The 24,940-nt window shown below is 28.3% G+C and carries 24 protein-coding genes; 12 read left to right on the top strand and 12 right to left on the bottom strand.

Going from position 1 to position 24,940, the window contains the following annotated elements; translation table 11 throughout:
* Positions 1-37: 37 nt before the first annotated feature.
* A complete protein-coding gene (locus tag NJU99_RS05395) occupies positions 38-1,099 on the top strand; it encodes an agmatinase family protein (RefSeq protein WP_254577707.1) in 1,062 nt (353 codons plus the stop codon).
* Positions 1,100-1,199: 100 nt separating this feature from the next.
* Here the strand turns inward: NJU99_RS05395 and NJU99_RS05390 are convergent, their stop codons facing one another.
* The 4 genes from NJU99_RS05390 to NJU99_RS05375 all read right to left on the bottom strand — a co-directional run bounded on the left by NJU99_RS05390 (position 1,200) and on the right by NJU99_RS05375 (position 7,741).
* Positions 1,200-1,796 carry a hypothetical protein gene (locus NJU99_RS05390; protein WP_254577706.1) on the bottom strand — a complete coding sequence of 199 codons (597 nt, stop codon included), beginning with the start codon at positions 1,794-1,796 and terminating at the stop codon, positions 1,200-1,202.
* 1 nt (position 1,797) lies between these two features.
* Complete coding sequence (locus NJU99_RS05385) at positions 1,798-4,587, bottom strand: HD domain-containing protein (RefSeq protein WP_429726352.1); 2,790 nt, start codon at positions 4,585-4,587, stop codon at positions 1,798-1,800.
* Positions 4,588-4,838: 251 nt separating this feature from the next.
* Positions 4,839-5,759, bottom strand: coding sequence for a manganese-dependent inorganic pyrophosphatase (locus NJU99_RS05380; protein ID WP_254577704.1), 921 nt, complete (start codon positions 5,757-5,759; stop codon positions 4,839-4,841).
* A gap of 77 nt (positions 5,760-5,836) precedes the next feature.
* Positions 5,837-7,741 (bottom strand): sensor histidine kinase, encoded by a 1,905-nt coding sequence (locus NJU99_RS05375; protein WP_254577703.1) that lies wholly within the window; start codon positions 7,739-7,741, stop codon positions 5,837-5,839.
* A 111-nt stretch (positions 7,742-7,852) separates the two neighbouring features.
* On the opposite strand from NJU99_RS05375, the gene NJU99_RS05370 reads away from it, so the two are divergent.
* A complete protein-coding gene (locus NJU99_RS05370) occupies positions 7,853-8,362 on the top strand; it encodes a ferritin (RefSeq protein WP_254577702.1) in 510 nt (169 codons plus the stop codon).
* Positions 8,363-8,380: 18 nt separating this feature from the next.
* Here NJU99_RS05370 and NJU99_RS05365 read toward each other — a convergent pair whose 3' ends face one another.
* Both NJU99_RS05365 and aspA read right to left on the bottom strand, forming a co-directional pair.
* Positions 8,381-8,872, bottom strand: a complete 492-nt coding sequence (locus NJU99_RS05365) for an asparaginase domain-containing protein (RefSeq protein ID WP_254577701.1) — start codon at positions 8,870-8,872, stop codon at positions 8,381-8,383.
* Between the two features lie 3 nt (positions 8,873-8,875).
* The gene (aspA, locus tag NJU99_RS05360; RefSeq protein ID WP_254577700.1) at positions 8,876-10,282 is read right to left on the bottom strand and encodes an aspartate ammonia-lyase; all 1,407 of its coding nucleotides are present in this window, start codon (positions 10,280-10,282) and stop codon (positions 8,876-8,878) included.
* Between the two features lie 230 nt (positions 10,283-10,512).
* Between aspA and NJU99_RS05355 the strand changes: the two genes are divergently transcribed.
* The 5 genes from NJU99_RS05355 to doeB2 all read left to right on the top strand — a co-directional run bounded on the left by NJU99_RS05355 (position 10,513) and on the right by doeB2 (position 15,901).
* On the top strand, positions 10,513-10,668 hold the full coding sequence (locus NJU99_RS05355) for a hypothetical protein (protein WP_254577699.1): 156 nt from the start codon (positions 10,513-10,515) through the stop codon (positions 10,666-10,668).
* A 137-nt stretch (positions 10,669-10,805) separates the two neighbouring features.
* Complete coding sequence (locus NJU99_RS05350) at positions 10,806-12,047, top strand: diaminobutyrate--2-oxoglutarate transaminase (protein ID WP_254577698.1); 1,242 nt, start codon at positions 10,806-10,808, stop codon at positions 12,045-12,047.
* Positions 12,048-12,074: 27 nt separating this feature from the next.
* Positions 12,075-13,472 carry an NAD-dependent succinate-semialdehyde dehydrogenase gene (locus NJU99_RS05345; RefSeq protein ID WP_254577697.1) on the top strand — a complete coding sequence of 466 codons (1,398 nt, stop codon included), beginning with the start codon at positions 12,075-12,077 and terminating at the stop codon, positions 13,470-13,472.
* Positions 13,473-13,490: 18 nt separating this feature from the next.
* Positions 13,491-14,690, top strand: coding sequence for a M24 family metallopeptidase (locus NJU99_RS05340; RefSeq protein WP_254577696.1), 1,200 nt, complete (start codon positions 13,491-13,493; stop codon positions 14,688-14,690).
* Positions 14,691-14,743: 53 nt separating this feature from the next.
* Complete coding sequence (doeB2, locus tag NJU99_RS05335; protein WP_254577695.1) at positions 14,744-15,901, top strand: N(2)-acetyl-L-2,4-diaminobutanoate deacetylase DoeB2; 1,158 nt, start codon at positions 14,744-14,746, stop codon at positions 15,899-15,901.
* Between the two features lie 20 nt (positions 15,902-15,921).
* On the opposite strand, the gene NJU99_RS05330 is transcribed toward doeB2, so the two are convergent.
* From NJU99_RS05330 to NJU99_RS05315, 4 genes are all read right to left on the bottom strand, one after another.
* Positions 15,922-16,605 carry a response regulator transcription factor gene (locus tag NJU99_RS05330; protein ID WP_254577694.1) on the bottom strand — a complete coding sequence of 228 codons (684 nt, stop codon included), beginning with the start codon at positions 16,603-16,605 and terminating at the stop codon, positions 15,922-15,924.
* Positions 16,598-17,734 (bottom strand): sensor histidine kinase, encoded by a 1,137-nt coding sequence (locus NJU99_RS05325; protein WP_254577693.1) that lies wholly within the window; start codon positions 17,732-17,734, stop codon positions 16,598-16,600. Before NJU99_RS05325 ends, NJU99_RS05330 begins: the two co-directional genes overlap by 8 nt.
* Positions 17,735-17,805: 71 nt before the next feature.
* Positions 17,806-19,242, bottom strand: a complete 1,437-nt coding sequence (locus tag NJU99_RS05320; protein WP_254577692.1) for an alanine/glycine:cation symporter family protein — start codon at positions 19,240-19,242, stop codon at positions 17,806-17,808.
* Between the two features lie 124 nt (positions 19,243-19,366).
* Positions 19,367-19,558: a sodium-dependent tyrosine transporter gene (locus NJU99_RS05315; protein WP_254577691.1), complete on the bottom strand. Its 192-nt coding sequence runs from the start codon at positions 19,556-19,558 to the stop codon at positions 19,367-19,369.
* Positions 19,559-19,684: 126 nt separating this feature from the next.
* Here NJU99_RS05315 and NJU99_RS14905 point away from each other — a divergent pair, with 126 nt between their 5' ends.
* From NJU99_RS14905 to NJU99_RS05295, 5 genes are all read left to right on the top strand, one after another.
* Complete coding sequence (locus NJU99_RS14905) at positions 19,685-19,813, top strand: hypothetical protein (protein WP_283256440.1); 129 nt, start codon at positions 19,685-19,687, stop codon at positions 19,811-19,813.
* Between the two features lie 356 nt (positions 19,814-20,169).
* The gene (locus NJU99_RS05310; RefSeq protein ID WP_254577690.1) at positions 20,170-20,421 is read left to right on the top strand and encodes a hypothetical protein; all 252 of its coding nucleotides are present in this window, start codon (positions 20,170-20,172) and stop codon (positions 20,419-20,421) included.
* A 53-nt stretch (positions 20,422-20,474) separates the two neighbouring features.
* Positions 20,475-20,882 carry an ester cyclase gene (locus tag NJU99_RS05305; RefSeq protein ID WP_254577689.1) on the top strand — a complete coding sequence of 136 codons (408 nt, stop codon included), beginning with the start codon at positions 20,475-20,477 and terminating at the stop codon, positions 20,880-20,882.
* Between the two features lies 1 nt (position 20,883).
* On the top strand, positions 20,884-21,807 hold the full coding sequence (gene rimK, locus NJU99_RS05300; protein ID WP_254577688.1) for a 30S ribosomal protein S6--L-glutamate ligase: 924 nt from the start codon (positions 20,884-20,886) through the stop codon (positions 21,805-21,807).
* Positions 21,808-22,860 (top strand): succinylglutamate desuccinylase/aspartoacylase family protein, encoded by a 1,053-nt coding sequence (locus NJU99_RS05295; protein ID WP_254577687.1) that lies wholly within the window; start codon positions 21,808-21,810, stop codon positions 22,858-22,860.
* Between the two features lie 10 nt (positions 22,861-22,870).
* Here the strand turns inward: NJU99_RS05295 and NJU99_RS05290 are convergent, their stop codons facing one another.
* Both NJU99_RS05290 and NJU99_RS05285 read right to left on the bottom strand, forming a co-directional pair.
* Positions 22,871-23,842 carry a zinc transporter ZntB gene (locus NJU99_RS05290; protein ID WP_254577686.1) on the bottom strand — a complete coding sequence of 324 codons (972 nt, stop codon included), beginning with the start codon at positions 23,840-23,842 and terminating at the stop codon, positions 22,871-22,873.
* 7 nt (positions 23,843-23,849) lie between these two features.
* Positions 23,850-24,878: a peptidase M42 gene (locus tag NJU99_RS05285; RefSeq protein ID WP_254577685.1), complete on the bottom strand. Its 1,029-nt coding sequence runs from the start codon at positions 24,876-24,878 to the stop codon at positions 23,850-23,852.
* Between the last annotated feature and the right edge of the window lie 62 nt (positions 24,879-24,940).

Genomic DNA, 24,940 nt, shown 5'->3' with positions numbered 1-24,940 from the left:
AATTACAAATAAAATTTACTTTAACTTAGGAAAACTAATGTCATACAGAACATTAAAAGAAGAAATAAAAATACTAGAACAAGGCTTGCCACCACAAGAAGATGATGGTTTTATTGGAGGAAGATTAAATCCCAAAGAAGCTAGTTTAGTTCTAATACCTGTTCCATGGGAAGCAACAGTTTCATTTGGTGAGGGAACAGCACATGCTCCTGATGCAATAAGAGTTTCAAGTCATCAACTTGATGTTGAAACTTATCATTATATCAAGCCTTATACTGCTGGTATTACTATGCTTGAAACAGATAAGGATTTATTAAAATTAAGCAATAAAGCTAGAAAAAAAGCTGTTAAAGCAATCGAAGCCTTAGAAAAAGGAAACAAAAATAAGAAAGCTATTAAGTTTGTAAATGAAGCTTCTGATATTTTAAATACTTCTGTTTACAAAAAAGCAATGAAACAACTAAAAAAAGGTAAAGCTGTTGCTGTTGTAGGAGGAGATCATTCTTGCCCTCTTGGTCTTTTAAAAGCTTTAAATGATACACAAGATGAAGAGTTTGGAGTTTTACATGTGGATGCCCACCATGATTTAAGACAAGCTTATGAAGATTTTACTTACTCTCATGCCTCAATTTTTTATAATGCCTTAAATGAGTGTGAAAAAATCTCACAATTAGTTCAATTTGGAATTAGAGATTATAGTAGTGAAGAAGAACAAAGAATGATTGATTATGGGCAAAGAGGTGCTTGTTTATATGACTCACATATACAAGCACAGTTAGCATCTGGAAAAACATTAGAAGAGGTTTTTACTCCGTATATTGAAAAGCTTCCACAAAATGTTTATTTATCTATTGATATTGATGGATTAGAACCATTAAACTGTCCAAATACAGGAACTCCCGTACCAGGTGGTTTAAGATATAGCGAGTTAGAACATTTAGTATTTATGGTAGTTAAAAGTGGACGAAATATCATAGGTTTTGATTTATGTGAAGTTGGAACTAGTGATGATGAATGGGACGCAAATGTTGGTGCGAGAGTTTTATACCAGTTATGTGGTGCCCTACTAGCAAGTCAAGGAAAAATTGAGTATAAATAATCCCAAAAAGGGATTATTTATTTTTTATGCAAATGCAGGTTGTAAGAAAGGAATAACTTGTTTTTTTCTTGATAGACAACCGTCTAACCAAACTTTTCCATCAATCTAATTCATCAAGATATATTTCTATGAAATTGTTTTCTTTTTTTATGATATTTTTTACAATAAATTTTGATTTTAAAATAGCTATAACTTCTTCTTCATTTGCAACTTCAGAAAATTCTTCAATATAAAGATACTTTGAAGTCCTTTTTTCAACTACATATAAAACTCTTGGAGTTTTACTGTTTTTATATTTGTCATTCTTTTCACAAGCATTTATTGCATAGTATTTATCTCTACTAAAAGAACATAAAATATCAGGAAATTTATAATATTCATTTATTGTAAATTGAGAACTAAATTTTTCAAATAATTCATCATCTGAAAATTCTTCACCAAAAGTATTATCTATAATATCAGCTCTATAAATCTCTTTAAAAGATAAAGTGTTATCTTCATAGCTTTTAAATAAACTTTCCAAACTATCGAACCACTTTATATAATTTGCTTCTAAAACATGAGTTGTATTTTTATATTTATTTTCAGAAGCTTTTTTTATATGTCTATAAAACCTTACTTCTGATTTTGAAGTCCATCTTTTAATAGCTTTTCTTTCATCTGGTAAAATATTTTGTTGATTTAATACCTTTAACAATTTAACTTCCTTCTTTTAATGTTTCTATACTCTTTATTATTACATCGTCAATAATATTTGGTTTTAATTTTTCTAATAATCTTAAAAGAGAATCTAATTTTTCAAATTTTTCATTTTGATAATAACTATTAAATGTATTCTTTATATCTTCAAATATACCTTTATAATTATCATTTAACGCTTTTGCATTTTCTAAAAGCCATTTAGAAAATGGATGTTCAATATTTAAAGAAAAATATTCATGCTTATAGCTTAGCTGTAATTTAGTTCTTATACTTTCTTCATATTTTAAGAAAAAGCCAACATTAAAATATTTCTCTGCATTAACTTCTTTAGGTTGTTCATAAATTTTTTCAACATAATAAAAACCTTTTTTATCTAAATACCCATCAGTAAATAAACTAACTAGAATTAAAACAAACATTTGTCTAGTATGTGATTTATAAATATAATCCAGATTAAAATGTTCAATTCTTGGATAATTATAAATTCTTTTATTTACTAGTTCTTTTAAACTTCCATAATTATCATTTTCTAATAAAAATATTTTTTCTTCTTTCCATTCTTTAGAATTTTCATCATTTAAAATTTCATTATATGTTATATTCCCACTAAAACGATTCCTTACAAGTGAACAATCATATGTTTCTTTTGTTAAATTATTCTTAGTAATAAACTTACTCATCATTAAATTTACAGTTGAAATAGTTTTATAGTCAAAATTTATTTCTTTTGAACGTGAAATATCTAATGATGGTCTAAATTCATTTGACAAGTAAATATGTGTTATTACAAATTTTTCTGAATTTGTAATTGAAGTTAATTTTTCATTAAATAAATCTGAAAAATCCTTAGTATTGAAAATTCCATTATGTCCTAATTTGGAATAAGTCAATTTATCAAAACTTACAAGTTCTTTGTAATTCTTTAACAATATTCTAGTACTTTTTGAACTATGACTTATTTTTGGATTTGTTCTATTAAGTTTCAATTCTAAAGATTCATCATTAACAAAACTTCTTTGAATCAATATTTCTCTTTGAATATTCCCTTCAACTTTTAAAATGTTAGAAAAAACTTCTACTATTACCATTTGAGCTTTTATTTTATTGTTATTAGAATAATCTGACAATTTAATAGGTTTAATTCTTAACTTAAATCTTTCATTCATATTGGTAATAGTAAAAAAAGATTTAATTTTTGAATCGTCTTTCTCATTTAATTCAATAATTGTTTCTTCATCAATCCAAGGATTTTTTTCAAGTTCATCAATAGTTGTTCCAATTTTTTCATTTTTATATTGTATTTCAACTGGACTATAATATATATGTCTTAAAAGTTCTTTTTTTATTTCAAACCATCTGTTTAATTTATTAAAATCAATTTGTATTGCTATTGATGTACCAATCTCTTTTCTATATTTTTCAATTTTTGAGTCATCAGATGATGGAAATGGAGATACATTTCTATGTATACTTTCTAATTGCGTTATAAAGTAAGAATAAAGAGATTTAATAGAAAATCTTATAGCTTCACTATTTTCTTTTTTTGTACTTACTTCAATTTTATTAGCAACCATAAAACAAGATAATATTCCTATACCAAATCTACTTATTGCCTTAAAACCTACTTCGTTATTAAAATCTTTTGATTCATAAAACGACTTTCCAATTTTTGTAAAATAATTAAGTAAGACATACTCATCCATTCCTAAACCATAATCATCAAATCTAATCCAGTAATTACCATCTTTATCATGCCAATCTGTTACATTTATTGCTTCACATTTAAAATCACTTTTACCTTTTTCTTTTTCTAAAGTTTCTCGATATAAAGAAGCATCAATTGAATTTTGTAATAATTCTCTTACAAAAATCATAGGATCAGAATATATATTATTTCCAGTTAGTAAATCTAATACTTGATTATTATCAAATGAAAATTTATAATCTCCAAATTTATACCTACTTTTTGAATTAATACCTGAAATATCTATTTCATAAGGTAATTTAAAAACATCTCTCCATTTATGACAATGAGAATTAAAAAGTTGAGTACATTTATTTAACTCATTTTCAATAATTTTTACAAATTCTCTAATATAAAATTCTGTGTCAGGGTCTTTTGGAATAGCTTTAAAATAGAGTATTTTATTTTCATAATTATAGCTAAATCCTAAACTATCTAAATGTTTTTTCCATTCTTTTTGACTAAATTGATTTTCACTATTTATTGGGTTTTCTAAACCTAAAAACTTATAAGAAGAATTAGCTGTTCGATCATTGTCAAAATCCATAACATCAGCTAACCTCAATAAAATAGCACAAAAAATAAAATCATCTTGATTATGATTTGATTGATATTCTTTAAATTTTTCTAAATCTTTTGTATTTTCATTGTGACTCATTGATACTTTATAAGCCATATCAATTACATCATATTCATTTATAAATAAATCTTTTTCTGATTCATTTAATATATTTGAAGTATCATAAAGATACTTTTCTAATCTTTTATGATGATTTAATCTTATATATTCAGAAACAATATTAGGCGTTAAATTTCCATCATACTTATATGATTTATCTATATACTCATCAAACCATTCTTCATTTTTTATCTCTTCAATATCATTACAAACCATTCCTAAATCATGCCAATATGCAGATAATAATATTACAGCTAATTCACTAGCTGACAAGTTATCAATACTATTTCCTAATAACATTTCAATATTTTCTAAAATTTTTAGAGAATGTGCGTCATCATGATTTGTATAAGTTGGGAAAATTCTTACTATTTGTTTTAGTAAAGGAATTGAATTATCTAATATTGTTTTTAATTTACCTTGAATTGCTTCATCAGTTTTATTTGTAAATAAATTCCATAGATTTGTGTTTCTGTAATTACTAATAATAAATCCTAATTCTAAAATTATTAAGTTATTATATAATTAAAAAACTAAAAATCATGTTATTGAAAAAGTAAATACAGAGAAATTAAAATAGTTATTATAAAAACAGCCTAAGCTGTCTTTATAAATTATGCAAATGCAGGTTGTAAGAAAGGAATAACTTGTTTTTTTCTTGATAGACAACCGTCTAACCAAACTTTTCCATCTTCAAGTTTTGCATCAAATGCTTTTTCAAAGATTGATGAATCACTAGAAGATACAAGAACTTCAGAACCTTCTTTCATAATATCAGTTAAAAGTAAACATGCTGTATGTAAACCATTTTCTTCTCTTAATTTATCTAAATCAGCTTGTAACTCATCTTTGATTGGATCAAAAATAGCTAAATCAACAACTTCTAATTGTCCAATTCCTACATCATTTCCGTGCATATCAAATGGTTTGTAATCTCTTAAAATTAAGTCTCTTACAGGCGTTCCATCAACTGCTGATTTAACTTTGAACATTTCCATACCAAGTGCACCAAAGTCTTCAACACCTGCAATCTCAGCAAGTTCTCTTACAACTTTTATATCAATATCTGTACAAGTAGGTGATTTAAAGATAACTGTATCACTTAAAATTGCACATAACATAACACCAGCAATATTTGCAGGAATTTCTACACCATGATAATCGTACATCTCTTTTACAATTGTATTTGTACAACCAACAGGTCTAATCCAACACTCTAAAGGTGTATCAGTTGTAATATCACCTAATTTATGGTGATCAACTATACCAACAACAGTTGCTTCATCAATATCAGCAGGAGCTTGTCCTTTATCAGAATAATCAGTGATAAATAGTTCACAACCTGCAAATTCAGTTTTAAGCTCTGGTGCTTCAAAACCAAACTTATCTAAAATAAATTGTGTTTCAGGAGAAACCTTACCTTGTCTTGCTGGAATTGCTTCTCTTCCAGTTTTGTTTAAAAGGTATGCTAATGAAATCGCTGAACAGATAGAATCTGAATCAGGAGTTGTATGTCCACATGTATAAATTGCCATTATAAAATATCCTAAATTTAATTTTTGGGAATTTTACCTAAAATATAGTTATGTTACTTTTAAATAAAAATATTAATTTATTTAGGAATTTTTATTGTAAACATTGCACCTGTATATTTTTTTGACTCATACTCAAAGTTTATATTAGAGACTAATAGTTCACCACTCATATGCTTTTCAACAATTACTTTTGACATATATAACCCTAGCCCTGTTCCTTTTTTATGATTTTTAGTAGTAAAATGAGGTTCAAATATTCTGCTTAAAGCATCTTTCTTAACTCCACCTGCATTATCATAAATTTTAATATATGCTATGTTTTCTTCTTCATATATATCAATAAAAATATATTTATCACCATGACAATCTTCTAATGCATCCTTTGCATTATTTAAAATATTAAGAAGTACTTGTAACAACTCTCTTTCATAAGACTCTATACTTACATCTTTAATATTTCTTATAACTTCTATTTCTTGCTTTTGCATTTGCGATGATAAAAGTTTAAAAGTTTTATCAATACTATCTTCTAATTTAAAAAACTCTTTTTGTTTATCAGACCTAAAAAAATCTCTAAAATCTTCAATGGTTTCAGATAAATGATTAGCTGAATTACCTATGCTTTCAACAGACTCCAATAGAAACTTATCAGTTAATATATCCATTTCTTTTTGGAATTTTATACCAGTTGAGGCAGTTGTAATTAAAGATAGTGGTTGTCTCCATTGATGAGCTATATTTTCCATCATTTCACCCATTGAAGCTAGTTTTGACTTTTGAGATAATAACTCGAATTGCTTTTGATTTTCATTAATATAAGATTTTAAATCTTCTTTATATTTATTAAATTTTTTTTCAATAAGTGAAGATATATAAAAAGATAAAATCAATAAAAAAACAATAGACAAAAAAGCAATTAAAAATAAACTTTTTATATTTTCTATATAATTTTGGTTTAAAAGCTCTTTTTGTTTATCAATTTCGATTTGTATTTCATCCAAATAAAAACCTGTTGAAATAATCCAATTCCAATGAGGAATACTTTTTACATAATTGATTTTCTTTGAAGATTGAGTATTGTGAGGTTTTGAGAATTCTAAAGTTATAAAACCTCCACCTTTAGAAACTAAACTCTTTGTTTTTTTCAAAATATTAGTACTATTCCAGCTGTTTAGTTTTTTAATAACATTTGTTCCTATAAGCTCAGGTTTTATATGAGACAAATATTTATCATCATCACTTATTACCACAAAATAGTCATTTTTGCCAAACTTAAACTTTTTTATTTGAGACAATACTTTTTGTTGAATATCCTTTGAAAAATCTTCTACATATTCTCCTGTTCCAATAAACCAATCTAACTCATAAATATTTTTAACGAAACCTATTTTTTTATATTCACGACTATCACCTTTGACTTTTCTCCAATACCACTCTTGATATGATTGATCTGCATTTTCTAATAAAGCAAGGGATTCTCTTAATACATAAGTTCCTTTTGTATCTTGATGATTTATTAAACTTTTACCTTCAACCATAGGAAGTAATGGATGTATAATATTCACTGCTTTTTTATCATAAACAAAAAAATAGCCCCTATTATTGTTAAACCTAATATCTTTTATTGATGTTCTAATAAGTTTAGTTAATTCTTCTTTTGAAAGAGTATCATCATAAGTATTGTATATATTTTGGATTATTTTATGAGCTTCATTAACTCTTAAGATAAGTGATTTTCTAAGAGCATTTTCAGTATCTAGTTGCTCAGACATAATATAATTATAGATACTTTCAACCTGTTCTTTTATTATAAACTTTTTTTCAGAAATAAAGTTTTCCTGTGTTTCTGTTTTTAACTTTTCAAAATCTGATTTACTTTTACAATACAGAAATATAGTTATTATCAAGGATACTATAAGAATAAAGCTTGGCAGAGCATATTTTATAATAAATAATATTTGTTTCTCATTTTTAATTTTCATTATTAAACTCTTTTAATTACTTATTAAATATTGTCTCATAATTTCACTGAATTGTTTACATAGTTTCAAATATTTTTTTAGTTATAATTCAAAAAATTAAAGGAGTAATATATGATTAGCAAAGAATTACAAAAAGCTTTAATAGAGCAACTAAATAAAGAGTACCACTCTGCATACATTTATTTAGGTATGAGTGCATACTGTTCTAAAGAGGGTTTCAATGGTGCATCTAATTGGTTTTTAATTCAATACCAAGAAGAAGTAGCTCATGGGATGAAACTATTTAAATACTTAGAAGATCAAGATGTTGAGATTAAACTTCCAAAAATTGATGCTGTTGATGTGGATTATAAATCATTATTAGATGTATTTAAAAAATCATTATCACACGAACAAAAAATGACTAAAAACTTAAATAATTTATCAGATTTAGCTATGAAAGAAAAAGACCATGCTACTTATAACTTACTTCAATGGTATGTAACTGAACAAGTTGAAGAAGAAGCAACTGTTGGTGAAATTATTGACCATATTAAACTTGTGGGTGATAATGGATATGGACTTTACACAATTGATAAAGAACTATCTGGAAGAACTTTTGTAGATACTACAAATAATTAATAAGAGCATTTGCTCTTATTAATTTACTAAAAACTGACCTATTTTTCTATCTTTTTTAATATCTGTATGATTTACTACAACACCATGCATAGAAATATATACACCATTTTTTATATCTGCGTTTAAGAAGCCAATAGCTTGTGAAAAGTTCATCGTTGCTTCTACTTTTTTGATACTCATAGGAACCATTGCACCAGTTAAAACAATTTGTTTTTTTACACCTTTATCTTGAAGATATTGTGCTGTAATATCAATAGTATCTGTTCCGTGAACTATGATTATTTTTTCATTTTCAGATTCATTTATAGCTTTAATCATCATATCTCTATCATCATTGTCTATTTCTAGACTATCTTTAGAAATAATATTTTTGATTTCAAAATCTATATTAAAACAAGACTCGATAATCTCATCTAAAGCTATATTATCACTTGGTACTTCAAGCTCACCTTTTAATGGGTTATATCTTTTATTAAAAGTTCCACCTGTATTTATAATTGTAATATTCATCTATTAATTTCCTTCATAATTACTTACCATATTTTTTGGATGAAGAAGTTCATCTAACTCTTCTTTTGTAAATAGTTCTTGCTCTAGAATAATATCATATACTCTTTTATTTGTAGCTAGTGCTTCTTTTGCTAAAGCTGAACTTTTTTCATATCCTAAAATAGGATTTAAACAAGTTACTAAAGTAACAGAGTTTAAAATATTTTCCATACAAACATCTTCATTTGCAGTAATTCCTTTTATACATTTTTCAGCCAATGAATAAAATGATCTTCTCATCATATTAATTGATGTGAAAAGCTTATAAGCAACTAATGGCTCAAATACATTTAGTTGTAACTGTCCACCTTCACAAGCAATTGAAATAGTAGCATCTGCACCAATTACTTCAAAAGCTACTTGATTTACAACTTCTGGAATTACTGGATTTACTTTTCCTGGCATGATTGAACTTCCTGGTTGCATTGGTGGAAGATTGATTTCATTTAAACCAGCTCTTGGACCACTACTTAAAAGTCTTAGGTCATTACAAATTTTAGAGATTTTAATAGCAACTCTTTTTAAAATACCAGAGATATGTACAAAAGCTCCAGTATCTTGTGTGGCTTCAATTAAATCCCCTGCACTTTCATAATCTATTCCAGTTACTTCTCTTAGGTTATTTATAACCTTTCTTCTATACTCTTTTTTAGTATTAATTCCTGTACCAATAGCAGTAGCACCTAAGTTTACCTCTTTTAGTAAGGCTTGGGCATCTCTTAATCTATAGATATCTTCATCAACCATAATGGCAAAAGTCTTAAACTCTTGACCTAAAGTCATAGGAACAGCGTCTTGAAGTTGTGTTCTTCCCATTTTTAATACATCTTTAAATTCAACTGATTTCTCTTCAAAACTATCTCTTAAATATCTTAAAGAGTCTTTTAACTTATAAATTAACTCATAAAGTGTTAGTTTAATTGCTGTTGGGTAAACATCATTTGTTGATTGAGACATATTCACATGATTGTTTGGATGAATTACATCATAACTACTTCTTTTTTCACCTAATATTTCTAAGGCTCTATTTGCAATTACTTCATTTACATTCATGTTAGTTGAAGTTCCAGCTCCACCTTGAATTGGGTCAACAATAAACTGGTCTTTAAATTTACCATCTATAATTTCATTACAAGCTTGGATTATTGCATCTCTTTGTTTGTCATTTAAATCACCTAATTCATAGTTTGTTAAAGCACAAGCTTTTTTAACTTTTGCAAGGGATTTTATAAAGTTTGGAAATAAAGAGATACTAGTTTTTGTAATATCAAAATTCTCTTTTGCTCTTAATGTTTGTATTCCATAATAACTATGAATATCAATCTTCTTTTCACCTAAAAAATCTTTTTCAATTCTAAAATTCTCTTCCATAATTTAACCTTTTAAATTTTCATATACAATATTACTATTATTAAGTATGACAAAAGTGTATATATTTATATAGTTTTTAACAAATTTCATATTAATTACAATAAAAACACTAACTTTTTACAGCTTAATTATAGATTTAACACATTTTTGTACAAAATTTAATCAAAAAGGGATTGACTCCTTAAAAAATTTTGGTTAAGATTTTTGTATAAACTTTTAAAGGAGTATAAATGAAATCATTAAACTATTCGCTATCGAAATTTAAAAATATCATAATCTATACTCTAATTAGACTATACAAAATTATCTACTTAACAACAAAACCTATAAAAGAAATTCAAAACTTACTAATCCAAGAAAAAAGCTTTATTCTTATTGCCAGATAGACCCCCACAATCTAAATATATAAAATATTAGATGATTGTGATTTTAGATATATAAATAACTATTATATTATATATCTATTTTAGAGGGTCACTTTTTACAAAACTTAATAATTTAATACTATTTTAAAGGATATATAATGTCAAACAAAATTACAACTTTTGAAAAAAACGAATCAGAAATTAGAGCATATTGTAGAGCCGTACCAACAGTTTTTAAATCATCTAAAAATGCAGTTATGATAGATGAAAATGATAAAGAATTTATAGACTTTTTTGCAGGTGCAGGTGTTTTAAACTTCGGTCACAACAACCCTAAAATGAAAGAAGCAATTGTTGATTTTATTCAAAGAGATGGAGTTATTCACTCACTAGATATGTATACAGATGTAAAAAGAGAATTCATTGATTCATTTGTTGAGACTATTTTAAAGCCAAGAGGCTGGGAAGATAGAAAACTTCAATTTACAGGTCCTACTGGAACAAATGCAGTTGAAGCTGCACTAAAACTTGCTAGAAAAGTAACAGGAAGAACAGAAATAGTAGCATTTAACAGAGGTTTCCATGGTATGACACTTGGAGCTTTAGCTTGTACAGCAAATAATGCCTTTAGAAGTAGTTCAGGAGTTCCTTTAACAAATGTAATCAGAGATACATTTAATGATATGGAAGCCTTAGAAAACTTAAGACAAAAAATGTTTGATTTAGGTTCGGGAATGTTACCTCCTGCTGCATTTATTGTAGAACCTGTTCAAGCTGAGGGTGGAGTTAGACCTGCAACAAAAGAGTGGTTACAAGGTGTTCAAAAACTAGCAAATGACACAGGAGCACTATTTATTCTTGATAGTATTCAATGTGGTAGTGGTAGATGTGGAAGTTACTTTAGTTTTGATGACTTAGATGTAGACCCAGATATCATAATTTTAGCAAAAGGTTTAGGTGGAGTTGGAACTCCTATAGGAATGCTTGTAAATAAACCAGAGTTTGATAAAGCATGGGGTCCAGGACAACATACAGGTACATTTAGAGGACAAGGTTTATCTTTTGTGGCTGGTAAAGTGGGTCTTGATTACTTCAAAGACGAAGAGTTTAATAATGAAACAAAAAGAAAAGGTGACATTATTAGAAAAGTTTTAGATGAAATCAACTCTAAGTACTCACAAGCTATTGAAATCAGACAAAAAGGAATGATGCTTGCTATTGAGTTTGATAGTGCAGCAACTGTAAAAGAGATAACTGGGAAATGTTATGAAAATGGTTTAATCATCGGTGCTTGTTCAACAGGTGAGATTATCAAGTTTATTCCTCCTTTAACTATTGAAGATGATAAGTTAAATGAAGGTTTAAATAGATTTGTAGCTTCTGTTGAAGCAGTATTATAAGAAATTGGACATTTAAAAGGATAAAAGATGGGATACAGCAAAACACACTTTAAATCAATAAATCCTTATACAGAAGAGACTGTATATGAAATACCTATGCATACACTGCAAGAAGCAAGAGAAATATTAGAAAATGCTCAAGAAGCATTTGATAATACTTGGGAAGATACAAGCTATGAGCAAAGAGCAAAGCTTTTAAATGATGTAGCAAAAGAAATGAAAGATAATCTTGATTACTACGCACTTCCAATGACAGAAGAGATGGGAAAACCTATTAATGAAGCAAGAGGTGAAGTAAACAAAGCAGCATGGGCAGCTGAGCATTATGCTTCTTTTGGAGAAGATTACTTAAAAACAGAATATCTTGAATCAGATGCAAGTGAGAGTTATGTTCAGTATCTTCCAATTGGAGTTACATTAGGAATTCTTCCTTGGAATGCTCCTTTTTGGTTAGCATTTAGATACTTAGCTCCAGCTGTTATGTCTGGAAATGCTTGTGTTATGAAACATGATTCACATACTCCACTTTGTGCAGTAAGAATTGTAGAAGCTTTCCAAAAAGCAGGTGCGCCTAAAAACTTAGTTCAAAATTTAGTAGTAGGACATGAAAGTTTAGAATCTGTGATTAGAAATCCTATTATAAAAGGTGTATCTTTAACAGGTTCATCAAAAGCTGGTGCTAGTGTAGGAGCAATTGCTGGAAGTGAAATTAAACCAGTTGTTTTAGAATTAGGTGGAAGTGACCCTGCTATTGTTTTAGCAGATGCTGATGATTTAGAAAAAGCTGCTGATACTATAGTTCTTTCAAGATATATTAATGCAGGACAATCTTGTATTGCAGCAAAAAGAATCATAGTTGAAGAGCCAATTTATGAAAAATTTATAGAACTTTTAAAAGAGAGATTTGAAAAACTTAAACTTGGTGATCCAAAAGATGAAACTACAACTATTGGACCAATTGCAAGAAAAGAGTTAGTTGAAGAGATGCATAATCAAGTAGATAGATCTGTTCAAGCAGGTGCAAGATTAATATTAGGTGGGAAAAGACATGAAGGACAAGGATTCTTCTTCCCTGTAACTATGCTTGCTGATGTTGAACCTGGTATGGTTGTATCTTGCCAAGAAACATTTGGACCAATTGCAGCAATTATTAAAGTTAAAGATGAAAAAGAAGCTATAAAAGTTGCAAATGATACAGAGTATGGTTTAGGTGGTTCAATTTGGACAGGTGATGTAGAAAAAGGTAAAAAACTTGCAGGAAAGATTATCACTGGACAAGTATCAGTAAACGGTATCGTAAAATCAGACCCAAGACTTCCAAGTGGTGGAGTTAAAAAATCAGGACTTGGAAAAGAATTAGGCCCTCAAGGTATTAAAATGTTTGTAAATACTCAACAAGTGTGGGTAGGTCCTGTAAAAAACTAAGTTTTGGAGAAAACAACAATGGCTAAATCAAAAACGATTACAAAGCTTGCCTTTACAAAAAAGGAATATATCCAAAGGGTTAAAAAAGTTAAATCTATTATGCAACAAAGACGAATTGACGTCTTAGTTGCTACAGATCCTGGAAATATGAACTGGCTTACAGGTTATGATGGTTGGTCTTTTTATGTTCATCAAGGGGTAATTATCTCACTTGACCATGAAGAGCCTATTTGGTTTGGAAGACTTATGGATAAAAATGCAGCCTTACTTAGATGCTATATGAATGCAGATAATATGGTAGGTTATCCTGAAAAATATGTACAAAATCTAGATGAACATCCTATGACTTGGATTGGAGAGAATATCTTCAAAAAAAATGGCTGGGATAAAGCAATAATTGCAACAGAAAGGGATAACTATTATTATTCAGCTGAGGCTCATTTTAGATTAACAGCAACTCTTCCTAATGCAACATTTATAAATGCCAATAACCTTGTAAACTGGGTTAGAGGTAAAAAATCTGCAAAAGAGATAGAGTATATGAAAATTGCAGGAAGAATTACAGAAAAAATTCATCAAAGAGTTCTTGATATTGTAAAACCTGGTATTCCAAAAAGTCATGTAGTATCACAGATTTATGAAACTGCAATTGCAGGAGTAGATGGATATGGAGGGGATTACCCGTCAATTGTTCCTCTATTACCCTCAGGAACAGAAGCATCAGCTTCACATATTACATGGGATGATAGACCTTTTAAAAGAAATGAAGCAACATATATAGAAATTTCAGGGTGCTACAAAAGATACCATGCCCCCATGTCTAGAACTATTTATATTGGCAAACCAACCCAACAGTTTTTAGATGCAGAAAAAGCTTTAAGAGAGACTATTGAAGCAGGTTTAGAAATGGCAAAACCAGGAAATACAACTGCTGATATAGCAATAGCTGCTGAAAAAGTTATGAAAAGATATGGAATAGATAGAAATGATGCAAGGTATGGATATCCAATAGGTGTTAGTTATCCTCCTGACTGGGGTGAAAGAACTTGTAGTTTGAGAAATACTGATTTAACAGTTTTAGAAGAAGGTATGACTTTCCACTTTATGCCAGGAATTTGGCAAGAAGATTGGGGAGCTGAAGTTACTGAAAGTATATTAATTACAAAAGATGGAGTTGAGACTTTAAGTAATTTCCCAAGAGAATTATTTATTAAGTAATAAAAAGCTATAAAATATTTTAATATGATAAGTTATAGATAAAAGGAGTTATCATGTATAAAAGTTTTGATGAAGTTATAGGATATGCAATAGATTTTAGACATAACTTACATAAAAATCCTGAGTTAAAATGGGAAGAAACTAATACAGCAAAAAATATTAGAGAAGTTTTAGAACAACATGGAATTCCTTATAAGACATATGCAAATACTGGTACAGTTGGACTTTTAGCACAAGACAAGGAAGGACCACATATTGCTTTAAGAGGTGATATAGATGCCCTTCCCTTAGAAGAAAAAACTGATGTATCTTATAAATCACAAAAACCTCAATGTATGCATGCTTGCGGGCATGATGGACATACAGCTACTTTAATAGCAGCTGCAATTTGGCTAAAAGAAAATGAAGATAAACTTACAAATCCTGTTTCACTTGTATTTCAACCTGCTGAAGAAGGAGGTCATGGTGCAAAAAAAATGATTGAAGAAGGTTGTTTAGAAGGTGTTGATATGATTTTTGGTTGGCATAATTGGCCTGCTATAAAGTTTGGACAAGCGGTTTGCCCAGATGGTACAGTTATGGCAGGAAATGGAACTTTTCATATAGATGTGAAAGGTTTGGGAGGACACTCTTCCCAACCTGAAATATGTAAAGACCCTGTTTTAGCTTCAAGTGCTATTACTATGGCTTTGCAACAAATTGTTGCAAGACAAATAGCACCTCAAGATAGTGTTGTGGTTTCAGTAACATCAATAGATGCAAGAAGCGAGCTAACTACTATTCCTGATAATGCAAGAATTGAAGGAAGTATTAGAGTTCCAACTATTGAGCTAAAACAGTTTGTATTTAAGCAAATTGAAGAGATTACAAAAGATGTAGCAAAATCTTATAATGTAGAAGTTGAAATAGAATTAAGAGATAGATACCAAGCAACAATAAACCATGATACACAAGCTTCAATGATGAGAGAATCTCTAAAACAAACATTAGGTGAAAATTGGCAAAGTAGTATTCCTACACCTATTATGGCTAGTGAAGACTTTAGTTACTATTTAAATACAATTCCTGGTGCTTTTGCACTTATTGGAACAGATGATGGTGTTGAGAAACATCAAAAACCTTGTCATAATGTGTATTATGATTTTAACGACAAGCTTATAAAACCTGCAAGTACTACATTAATGAGACTTGCAAACTTTGAGTTTGAATAGAAGAGTATTTACTCTTCTATTTAAAACTTAGCTAAAGTATATCCCTCTTGAGGAACATTTTTTATTACATTTATAGGTAGTTTGTGTCTTAAATCTTTAATAAAAGATTTTAAAGCATGGGAAGTCATATGCTTATCATGCCAAAGCTCTAATTCAATTTCTTCATAAGTTAAAATAGAATCTTTTTTTTCAAAAAGTATTTGTAAGAAGTCTTTCTCTCTTTTTCTCAAAAAGATTGTTTCTTCATTTTTATAAATAAGCTCCCTTTTTTGTAAATCTAAAACTAAATCCTTACATAAAGTAATAGGTTTTGCTTTTAAGTTTATATATTTAAGTAAAACTTCATTTAGCTTTTTAAGATTTAAAGGCTTTAAAATAAAGTGATTAATATTTAAATTTATTAAATCCACTAAATACTCTTCATTTGAGTAAGCAGTAAGCATTATAATAAAAGTGTTTGTATCCTCTTTCCTAACTTTCTTTACAAATTCTATTCCATCACCATCTTTCATTTGAATATCTGAAAGAATAATTTTTGGCTTATAATCTTCATAAATTTCAAAAGCCTCTTCTCCACTTCGTGCTTCATAAACTTCATCAAAATAGTATTTTAAAGTTTCAACAACTATTTGTCTAATACCATCTTCATCTTCAACACATAAAATTGGTATATTTTTTAATTCTTCTAATAAAATTTTATCCATTGTTCCATCCTGTTATAACTATTTTAAAAACTGCACCATCTTTATCATTTTTTACACTAAGCTCACCACCCATATTATTTTCAATAATAAGTTTTGAAATATAAAGACCTAATCCAGTTCCACTTTTCTCATCTTTTGTACTAAAATAAGGATCAAATATTAAGTCGAGGTTTTCTTTTTTTATTCCTCCAGCATTATCTTTTACCTTCACAATACATAAAACACCCATAGTTTCTATACTAAGTTCAATTCTAGGTTCTTGAATATTTTTTTCCAATAAAACATCTCTTGCATTAGTAATTAAATTCAAAATCACTTGAGAAAATTCAGTGGGATAACCATGAATTAATTTGTCTTTTTTAATATTTAAAATCAAATCAATACTAGACTCTTTCAAAGAAGCATTTACTAAACCTATAGCTTTTTGACAAGAATCTAATACATAAAAATCTTCTTTTTTCTTATCTGGTCTATAAAAATTTCTAAAATCATCAATGGTATTTGACATAAATTCAATCATTCCATCACATCGCTCAATTGAACTTAAAATATGTTCATCATTCACTTTCTTAAATCTAGTTGCTGTTTCAAGCTCCATTAAAACACCTGAAAGTTCAGTTAAAGGTTGTCTCCATTGGTGTGCAATCATACTTATCATAGAACCCATTCTAGCTAACTTTGATTGTTGTAAGATAGCTTTATCTTTTCTTTTAGCTTCTTGTATACCTTTTTGAACTTTGTACTCTAAACTCTTATTTAATCTTTGAAGTTTCCCTTCTTTATTTTGTACTTGTTGCTTATATTTTTTTACAACATCATCTATTATTGAACTCATAAGAAGTGAAAAAAGTGCCATGAAAACTACAATTGAGCCTGTAAGATAAATCATAAACTCTTTAAACTTCTCTTGTCTTTGTTTATGAACTTGTGTTTTTTGTTTTATTAAAATATTTATATTTTTTTGATTATTACTTTTTAAAATATATAATTGATTAAACTCTTTTATATCTTCTTCAAAAGCCTCATTTGTAAGCTTAAGATAATAAGAAGTAGAAAAAAAAGCCACAAACAATATACTTAAAAAAGGAATAATAACAGTAAAAAAAGGAATTCCCTCTTTATTAAACATAACTCTCACCTTAGTTCTTTATGTTTATATAATATCAAATAAAAAATAAAGGGGCTATTTCCCCTTTACTTTTAAGCTTTTTTATCATTGATATTATCAACAATTTCTTTCCATGTATCTTTATCAATTTTAAATTCTTGATAGTCATTGTATCTTAAAACAGGTTTTCTACCCTCTTTTAATTGTCTATCGTAACCTTTAATAAGTTTAAGAACTGGCTTGTATAAAATTGCAAGTACAACTAAGTTAATTACAGCTAATAATCCCATTGATAAATCAGCAAATGAGAATATAGACCCTAGGTCTTGGAATGATCCCCATACAATTAAAGCAACACATAAAACTCTAAATCCATTGAATAATGTTGTATTACCTTTTGAGAAGAAGTTTACACTATTTTCTGCAAGATAATAGTTATACAACATTGAAGATAAACCAAATAAAAATAATGCAACAGTTACAAAATATCCACCAAATGGTCCAATATGTTCAACTAAAGCATTTTGAGTTAATAATACACCTTGAACACCTTCTTGACCTGGAACATAAACACCAGATAAAAGAATAATAAACGCCGTACAAGAACAAAGAATAATTGTATCAATAAATACAGAGAATGATTGAACAATACCTTGTTGTACTGGGTGAGCAACATAAGCAACTGCTGCAACATTCGGAGCAGAACCAAGTCCAGCTTCATTTGAGAACATACCTCTTTTTGCACCTTGAAGTATAACAGCACCAATACCACCACCAATAGCAGATGAAGGATTGAAAGCTTCTGTTACAATCATAGTAATTAAATCTGGGATTTTTTCTAAGTTTAAAGCAATAACCACAATAGCAATAAGTAAATATCCAACTGCCATTACAGGAACGATTACTTCTGAGAATTTAGTAATTCTTTTAATACCACCAAAAATTGCAGCTGCAAAAATCACAGTAATAACTGCCCCTGTAATCCAAGTAGGAATATCAAATGATGATTCAAAAGAAGTTGAGATAATAAATGATTGAGTTGCATTAAACGCAAAACCAAAAGTAATCATTAAAAGAATAGAAATAATTACACCTAACCATTTTTGTCCTAGTGCTTTTGTAACATAGTAAGCAGGACCACCTCTATATACACCTGAATCTTCACCATCTTTTTCTTTATATAATTGAGCTAAAGAACACTCAAAGAAACTTGTACTCATACCAATAAGACCAATAATCCACATCCAGAACACAGCACCTGGACCTCCAAGAGTAATAGCAACAGCAACACCAGCAATGTTTCCACCACCAACACGACCTGCAACACTAAGCATTAAAGCTTGGAAAGAACTAATATGTCCTTCTTTATCATGTACAGTATCTCTTAAAACTCTAAACATTTTAAAGAAATATCTAAACTGTACAAATCTTGACGCAACCGTAAAAAATATACCTAAAGCAGGAAGTAAATATATTAAAATATTTCCCCAGATTAAGTTATTTAAAAAGTCATTAATTTCAGCTAACATTTTTTCTCCTTTTTAACTAGAAGCAGTTTAGCAGTAAGAAGAGTGATAAAAGTGGGATTTAGTGTTATTTAAAGTTTACAGAGGTAAAAACTAGTGTTTTTGCCTCTTTTTGAGTGTTTTTTGACTATTTTTTGATGTTTAGGGCTTTTTTTAGCCACTTTTGTGCTGATTTTACATCATCAAATTTTTGTGACTTTGCAATTTGATCTTTACCTTCATAAAATCTAACTCTAATTCCATCTTCTACATGGTCAATTTTTGTTCTACTAATTTTATTTAAATTGATAAAAACTCTATCATTTAATTGAAAAAACATAGGCTTCCTTTTTTATTTTTGTGTATTTTAGCATTTTTTATTTTTATAGTAAAGTTTATTTTACCTTTTTATTTTACTTTTTAATAAAATATTTATATAATAAAACTTTACAATAAAGGATTTATTATGGCTACGATTTCAAATTCTTATTTACAAAAAAGTATGATTGAGGAGATGAACTCTATTTTATTAGAGTTGGTTCAAACTTGTAAAAAGTTTGTATACAAATATCATAAATTTATAGGGTATTTTTAATACCCTATTTACTTTCTTTATATAATTTTATAAAAATCAAATTATCAATACTAATTTTCAAAATAAATTTTATTTTTCTTAAAAAAAATTTGCACGAAAAAGACCCTAAAAAAGCCACTTTTTTAACCACAATTTAAGTTTAAGTTTTTTTTAAGAGTAAAATCTTTTTTTTTGATTTATAATTCGCAAATAGAATAAGAAGAATGTAATTATCAAGAGTTCTAAAACCTACACTTAATACATTTGGCGGTGTCTGTGTAAGTTTTAGATTATATGTTGTACTCTAAAATATTGAGTACTTTTATACTAACAAAGATAGCTTATGAAAAAGTTAAATTTGTTATATAGGAGTTTGAATGTTAAAAAAAATCTTATTTAGTTCTTTAGTATTAACAATTGCTTTAAATGCAAATGAAATTGATTGTGAAGATGTATTCGAAAGATGTACAGATAAATGCGAACAAACACAAGGTGAGACTAAAGATCAAATGTGTATAGAAAAATGTGAATATGAGTTTGATAAATGTTTGATTTCTCAAGAACCAACTACTGAAAATGAACCAGCAGAGCAATATCAAGAAAACGATCAAGATCAAAACCAAAATTAAAAAATATTAGCTTCCTTTTATCTTCTTATTCTATTTTAATATTAAGGAATAAAATGAAGAATTTAACAAATAAAGATTTAGTAAAACTATATTATGAAGAACTATGGAATAAAAAAAATAAAGAGTTTATAGATATTTTATTTCATGACAACATCTCTTTTCATGGTTCACTAGGACTAGAAACAAATGGCAAAAAAGAGTTTGAAGAGTATATGAATACAATTCATACTGGTATTCCATCACTGTTTCATAGTATAATAGATATGGTAGTTGATAACAATAGTATTGCGGTAAGAGCATTATATACAGGTAAGCATACAGGAAAACTTTTTGAGTATGAAGCATCTAATAATAGAATTTTATATAACGGTGCTACATTTTTCAAATTTGATGAAAACAAAATAAAAAGTATTTGGGTTCTTGGTGATTTAAATACATTAGTAAAACAATTAAAGGCATAACATGAGAGTTTATATTTTATCTAGGAACCCATCTTTATACTCTACAAAAAGACTAGTTGAAGCAGGAAAAGCAAAAAACTGGGATATTCGAGTAATTGATTTTTTAAAATGTAGTATTGAGATAATGAAAGGTGAGTTAAAAATAAACTACCAAGGAGTTGAACTTCCAGTTCCTGATGCTATTATTCCAAGAATTGGTGCAAGTAGAACTTTTTATGGGACTGCTATGGTTAGACACTTTGAGATGATGGATGTATTTACTGTAACAGGAAGTTTAGCTATTAAAAGAAGTAGAGATAAACTAAGAAGCTTACAAATACTTTCAAAAAATGGCGTAGATATGCCTAAAACAGTATTTGCTTCAAATATGTCAAGCTCAAAAGATGTTATTGCTTTAAGTGGTGGAGCACCTTTAGTTTTAAAAATTTTAGAAGGAACACAAGGTGTTGGTGTTGTTTTAGTTGATAGTGAAAAAGCAGCTAAGTCAGTTCTTGATGCTTTTTATGGAATGGATGTAAACTTACTTGTTCAAGAATATATTGAAGAAGCAGGTGGGGCTGATATTAGAGCTTTTATTGTAGATGGACAAGTTGTAGGAGCTATGAAAAGACAAGGTGCTGAGGGTGATTTTAGGTCAAACCTACACCAAGGTGGCTCTGCTGTTGCACATAAACTTACAAGAAAAGAAAAATCAACAGCTCTTGCTGCTGCTAAAGCTATGGGACTTGGAGTTTGTGGAGTGGATATGATTCCTTCAAAAAGAGGTCCTTTAGTAATGGAGGTAAACTCATCTCCTGGTTTAGAAGGAATTGAAACAAGTACTAAACTAGATATTGCAGGGGAAATTATGAATTATATTGAAAGAAATGTAACTCCAAATGAACCAATAAAAAGAAAAATTAAAAAAGATAGAATAGGAGCTTAGATGGAAAAATCTAAAGCTTTTATTTTAGGTGGTATTGAAATTTTAAGAGGTGAAACAAAAAGAGTAAATATTAAGCTTCCCAAACTTTACAATACACCTGCAAACCTCCCTGTATATGTTTTTAGAGGGAAAAAAGATGGCCCTTGTGTTTTTGTAAGTGCTTCTATTCATGGAGATGAATTAAATGGTATTGAAATTATTAGAAGAGTAAAAAAACTAAATATTTTAAAAAAACTAAAAGGTACTTTGATTTTAATTCCTATTGTAAATATCTATGGAATCATGACTCTATCAAGATATACACCTGATAGAAGAGATTTAAATAGAAGTTTTCCAGGTTCACAAAAAGGCTCACTAGCAAGTAGAGTTGCAAAGATATTTTTTGATGAGATTGTAAGTATTTGCGATTTAGGAATTGATTTACATACAGCCTCTATTCACAAATCAAACCTACCACAAATTAGAGCAAATTTAAATGATGAATTTTCATATAATCTTGCAAAAGCCTTTCAAGCTCCTGTGGTTTTACACTCTTCTTTAAGAGATGGTTCATTAAGAGCTCAATCACAAGAAAAAGGTATTCCTGTACTTTTGTATGAAGCAGGTGAAGCTTTAAGATTTGATGAAACTTGTATTAGAATTGGAGTGAAAGGCATAATAAATATTTTAAGAGAAATTGATATGCTTCCTAAAAATACAAAAAGAAAAACTAGAAGACTTCCTATTGTTACAAGAAGTAGTAACTGGATAAGAGCTTGTGAAAGTGGTATTTTAAGAACTATAAAAGCTTTAGGAGATACCGTAAAAACAGATGAAATCATAGCTTATATTGATGATCCATTAGAGGATATTTCATATGCTATAAAAGCAACTTTTGACGGTGTGATTATAGGTAAGTCTGAAATACCTTTAGTTCATGAAGGAGATGCAATTTTTCATATAGGAAGATTTAAAAATCTTGAAACGGCTGAAGACAAAATAGAATATTTTAGTGAAGACGCCATAGAAACAAGCGAGTTTTATGAACTAAACACAGAGGATTCTATAGAATAATATAGAATCCTTAAATCCATTTTTTCTTTTTAAAAATTATAAGTTGTATTATCAAAAGTATAACTAAAGCTACAAGAAAAATATTAAAAGCATTTTTATCCTCAACTCCTGGAATTCCACCTACGTTTATACCAAATAATCCAGTAAAAAAACCAAGGGGCAAAAAGATTGCTGAAACAATAGATAAGATATAAACCCTTTGATTCATTTGTTCACTTATTTTATTTGTAAACTCTTCTTGAATTAAACTAAGTTTATCTTTTAGTGTTTCAATCTCTTCAATATATCTTATTAGATGATCAGTTACTTCTTTTAATTTGATTTTATCATAATCACTAAGCCATGAAATAGAGTTAAAACATAGTTTATTTAAAGCATCTTTTTGAGGGTATAAATATCTTTTCAAAGATAGCAGTTCTTTTCTAAAAGATGAAATTTCTGTTTTTATATTTACATTCTCATCACTTAAAATATTCTCTTCTAAATCTAGACTATTCTCTTCTAAGTCATCAATAGTCTCTTGCATTTTAGAAGTGATTTTATCTGTAAGAGTTATTAAAAATTCAGATGAACTTTTTACTCCTTTTTTTGACTGTAACTCTTTTGCTATTTCACTAACTGAAAGCATATTTCTTTTTTTACTTGTAATAATTGTATTTTCATTTATAAATACTCTAAGAGAAACCATATCTTCAGGTTCACTGTTTATATTAAAATTTATTCCTCTTAAAGCTATCAAAATAGAATCTTCTAAAAAAACTGTTCTAGGTCTAGTCTCAGGAGTTAATAAAGCATTTATAACAACTTCATCCAAGCCACTTTCATTTTCTAGCCAATTTATACTTTCATCATTTGTATAATTAAAATGCAACCAGATTAGCTCATCTTCTTTTCTATTTGTATAATCTTCAAGACTTATTTCTCTTGCACCACCTTGCTTATCTAAAAGATAAGCATAGATTAGTCCTTTTTTTTCTTCCATAATTTTCCTATAAATATAACTCTTTTAAAATAGTCATCATACTATCAATTGAAGCTTTTGAAGTTGTCTCTTCTACTGTATGATAACCAATAGTTGGAACTTGCAGAGTTGTTCCTTGAATTGAGCCTTTACTTGCTTTTATAATTCTTCCAAGTTCTGTTACCCCTAAAGAAGTTTTAACACCTGTTTGATTCATAATATTTTTCATATACTCATCTTTATAGTGATACTTCATTTTCTTTTTTAATGCTATTTTTTTTATTTTACTTTTTAGAGGTGATCTAAAATATGCGTTTTCATCTCTGTTTCTTAAGACTATATCTAGATGGTTTAAATCCTCAATATTTTTATAAGGACTTGTATCTAAAACTAATAGTTCTTTTGTAGAAATATCAAATCTTTTAAAATACTCTAATAAAAACCTCCAACTCTTACCTGCTTCCTCAGAAGCTGTAAAAAATGCGGTACCTTTATAGCCAAGAGAATAAAGATGTAAAATCATCGCAATACTTAAAACATTGTCAATTTGTGCAGAAACCAAATCATTATCTATTGTTAATTTATCTAAAAATGCTATTGGTGTTCCAGGTAAAAGATGTTCTAAATCTTTTACTTTAAAAATAATATTGTTTCTTCTTTCACATAAAAAAGCATCTTCAATTACACCTAAACCTAAATAAGAACCAGACCAAGGTTCATAAGCTTGAACTTTTTGATTTACAAATCTCATTTCAAAGTTTTTTAGCATCTGTTCTGAGTTTGAATTTCCTTTTAAATCTGCTTGGTTTTTTGCAATAAAAGCAGCATACTGAAACTCATTGTGACCAGTACAAACAAGCCCATGTCTATCAGCATGAGCAGAGATATAGCCACTAGTTGGCTCATCACCAATTGCAACTAAAATACCATCGTAATACTGCACTTTTATGTTCATCTCTTCTAGTTCTCTTTTTAAATAAACAAAGAATGAGTGCTCCGCTCCAACAACACTTGGAATACGAATTAATTGCTTTAAAATATCATAAAAATTTTCCATTTTTCCTACTTAATTAAATTGCATGATTATATCAAAATTTCTGATATAATTACGCAAAAAAA

The sequence above is a fragment of the Arcobacter roscoffensis genome (genome assembly GCF_024267655.1).
Classification (GTDB): domain Bacteria; phylum Campylobacterota; class Campylobacteria; order Campylobacterales; family Arcobacteraceae; genus Arcobacter_B; species Arcobacter_B roscoffensis.
Note: the sequence above shows the minus strand (reverse complement) of the source record. Positions and strands in the feature narration are given on the sequence as shown.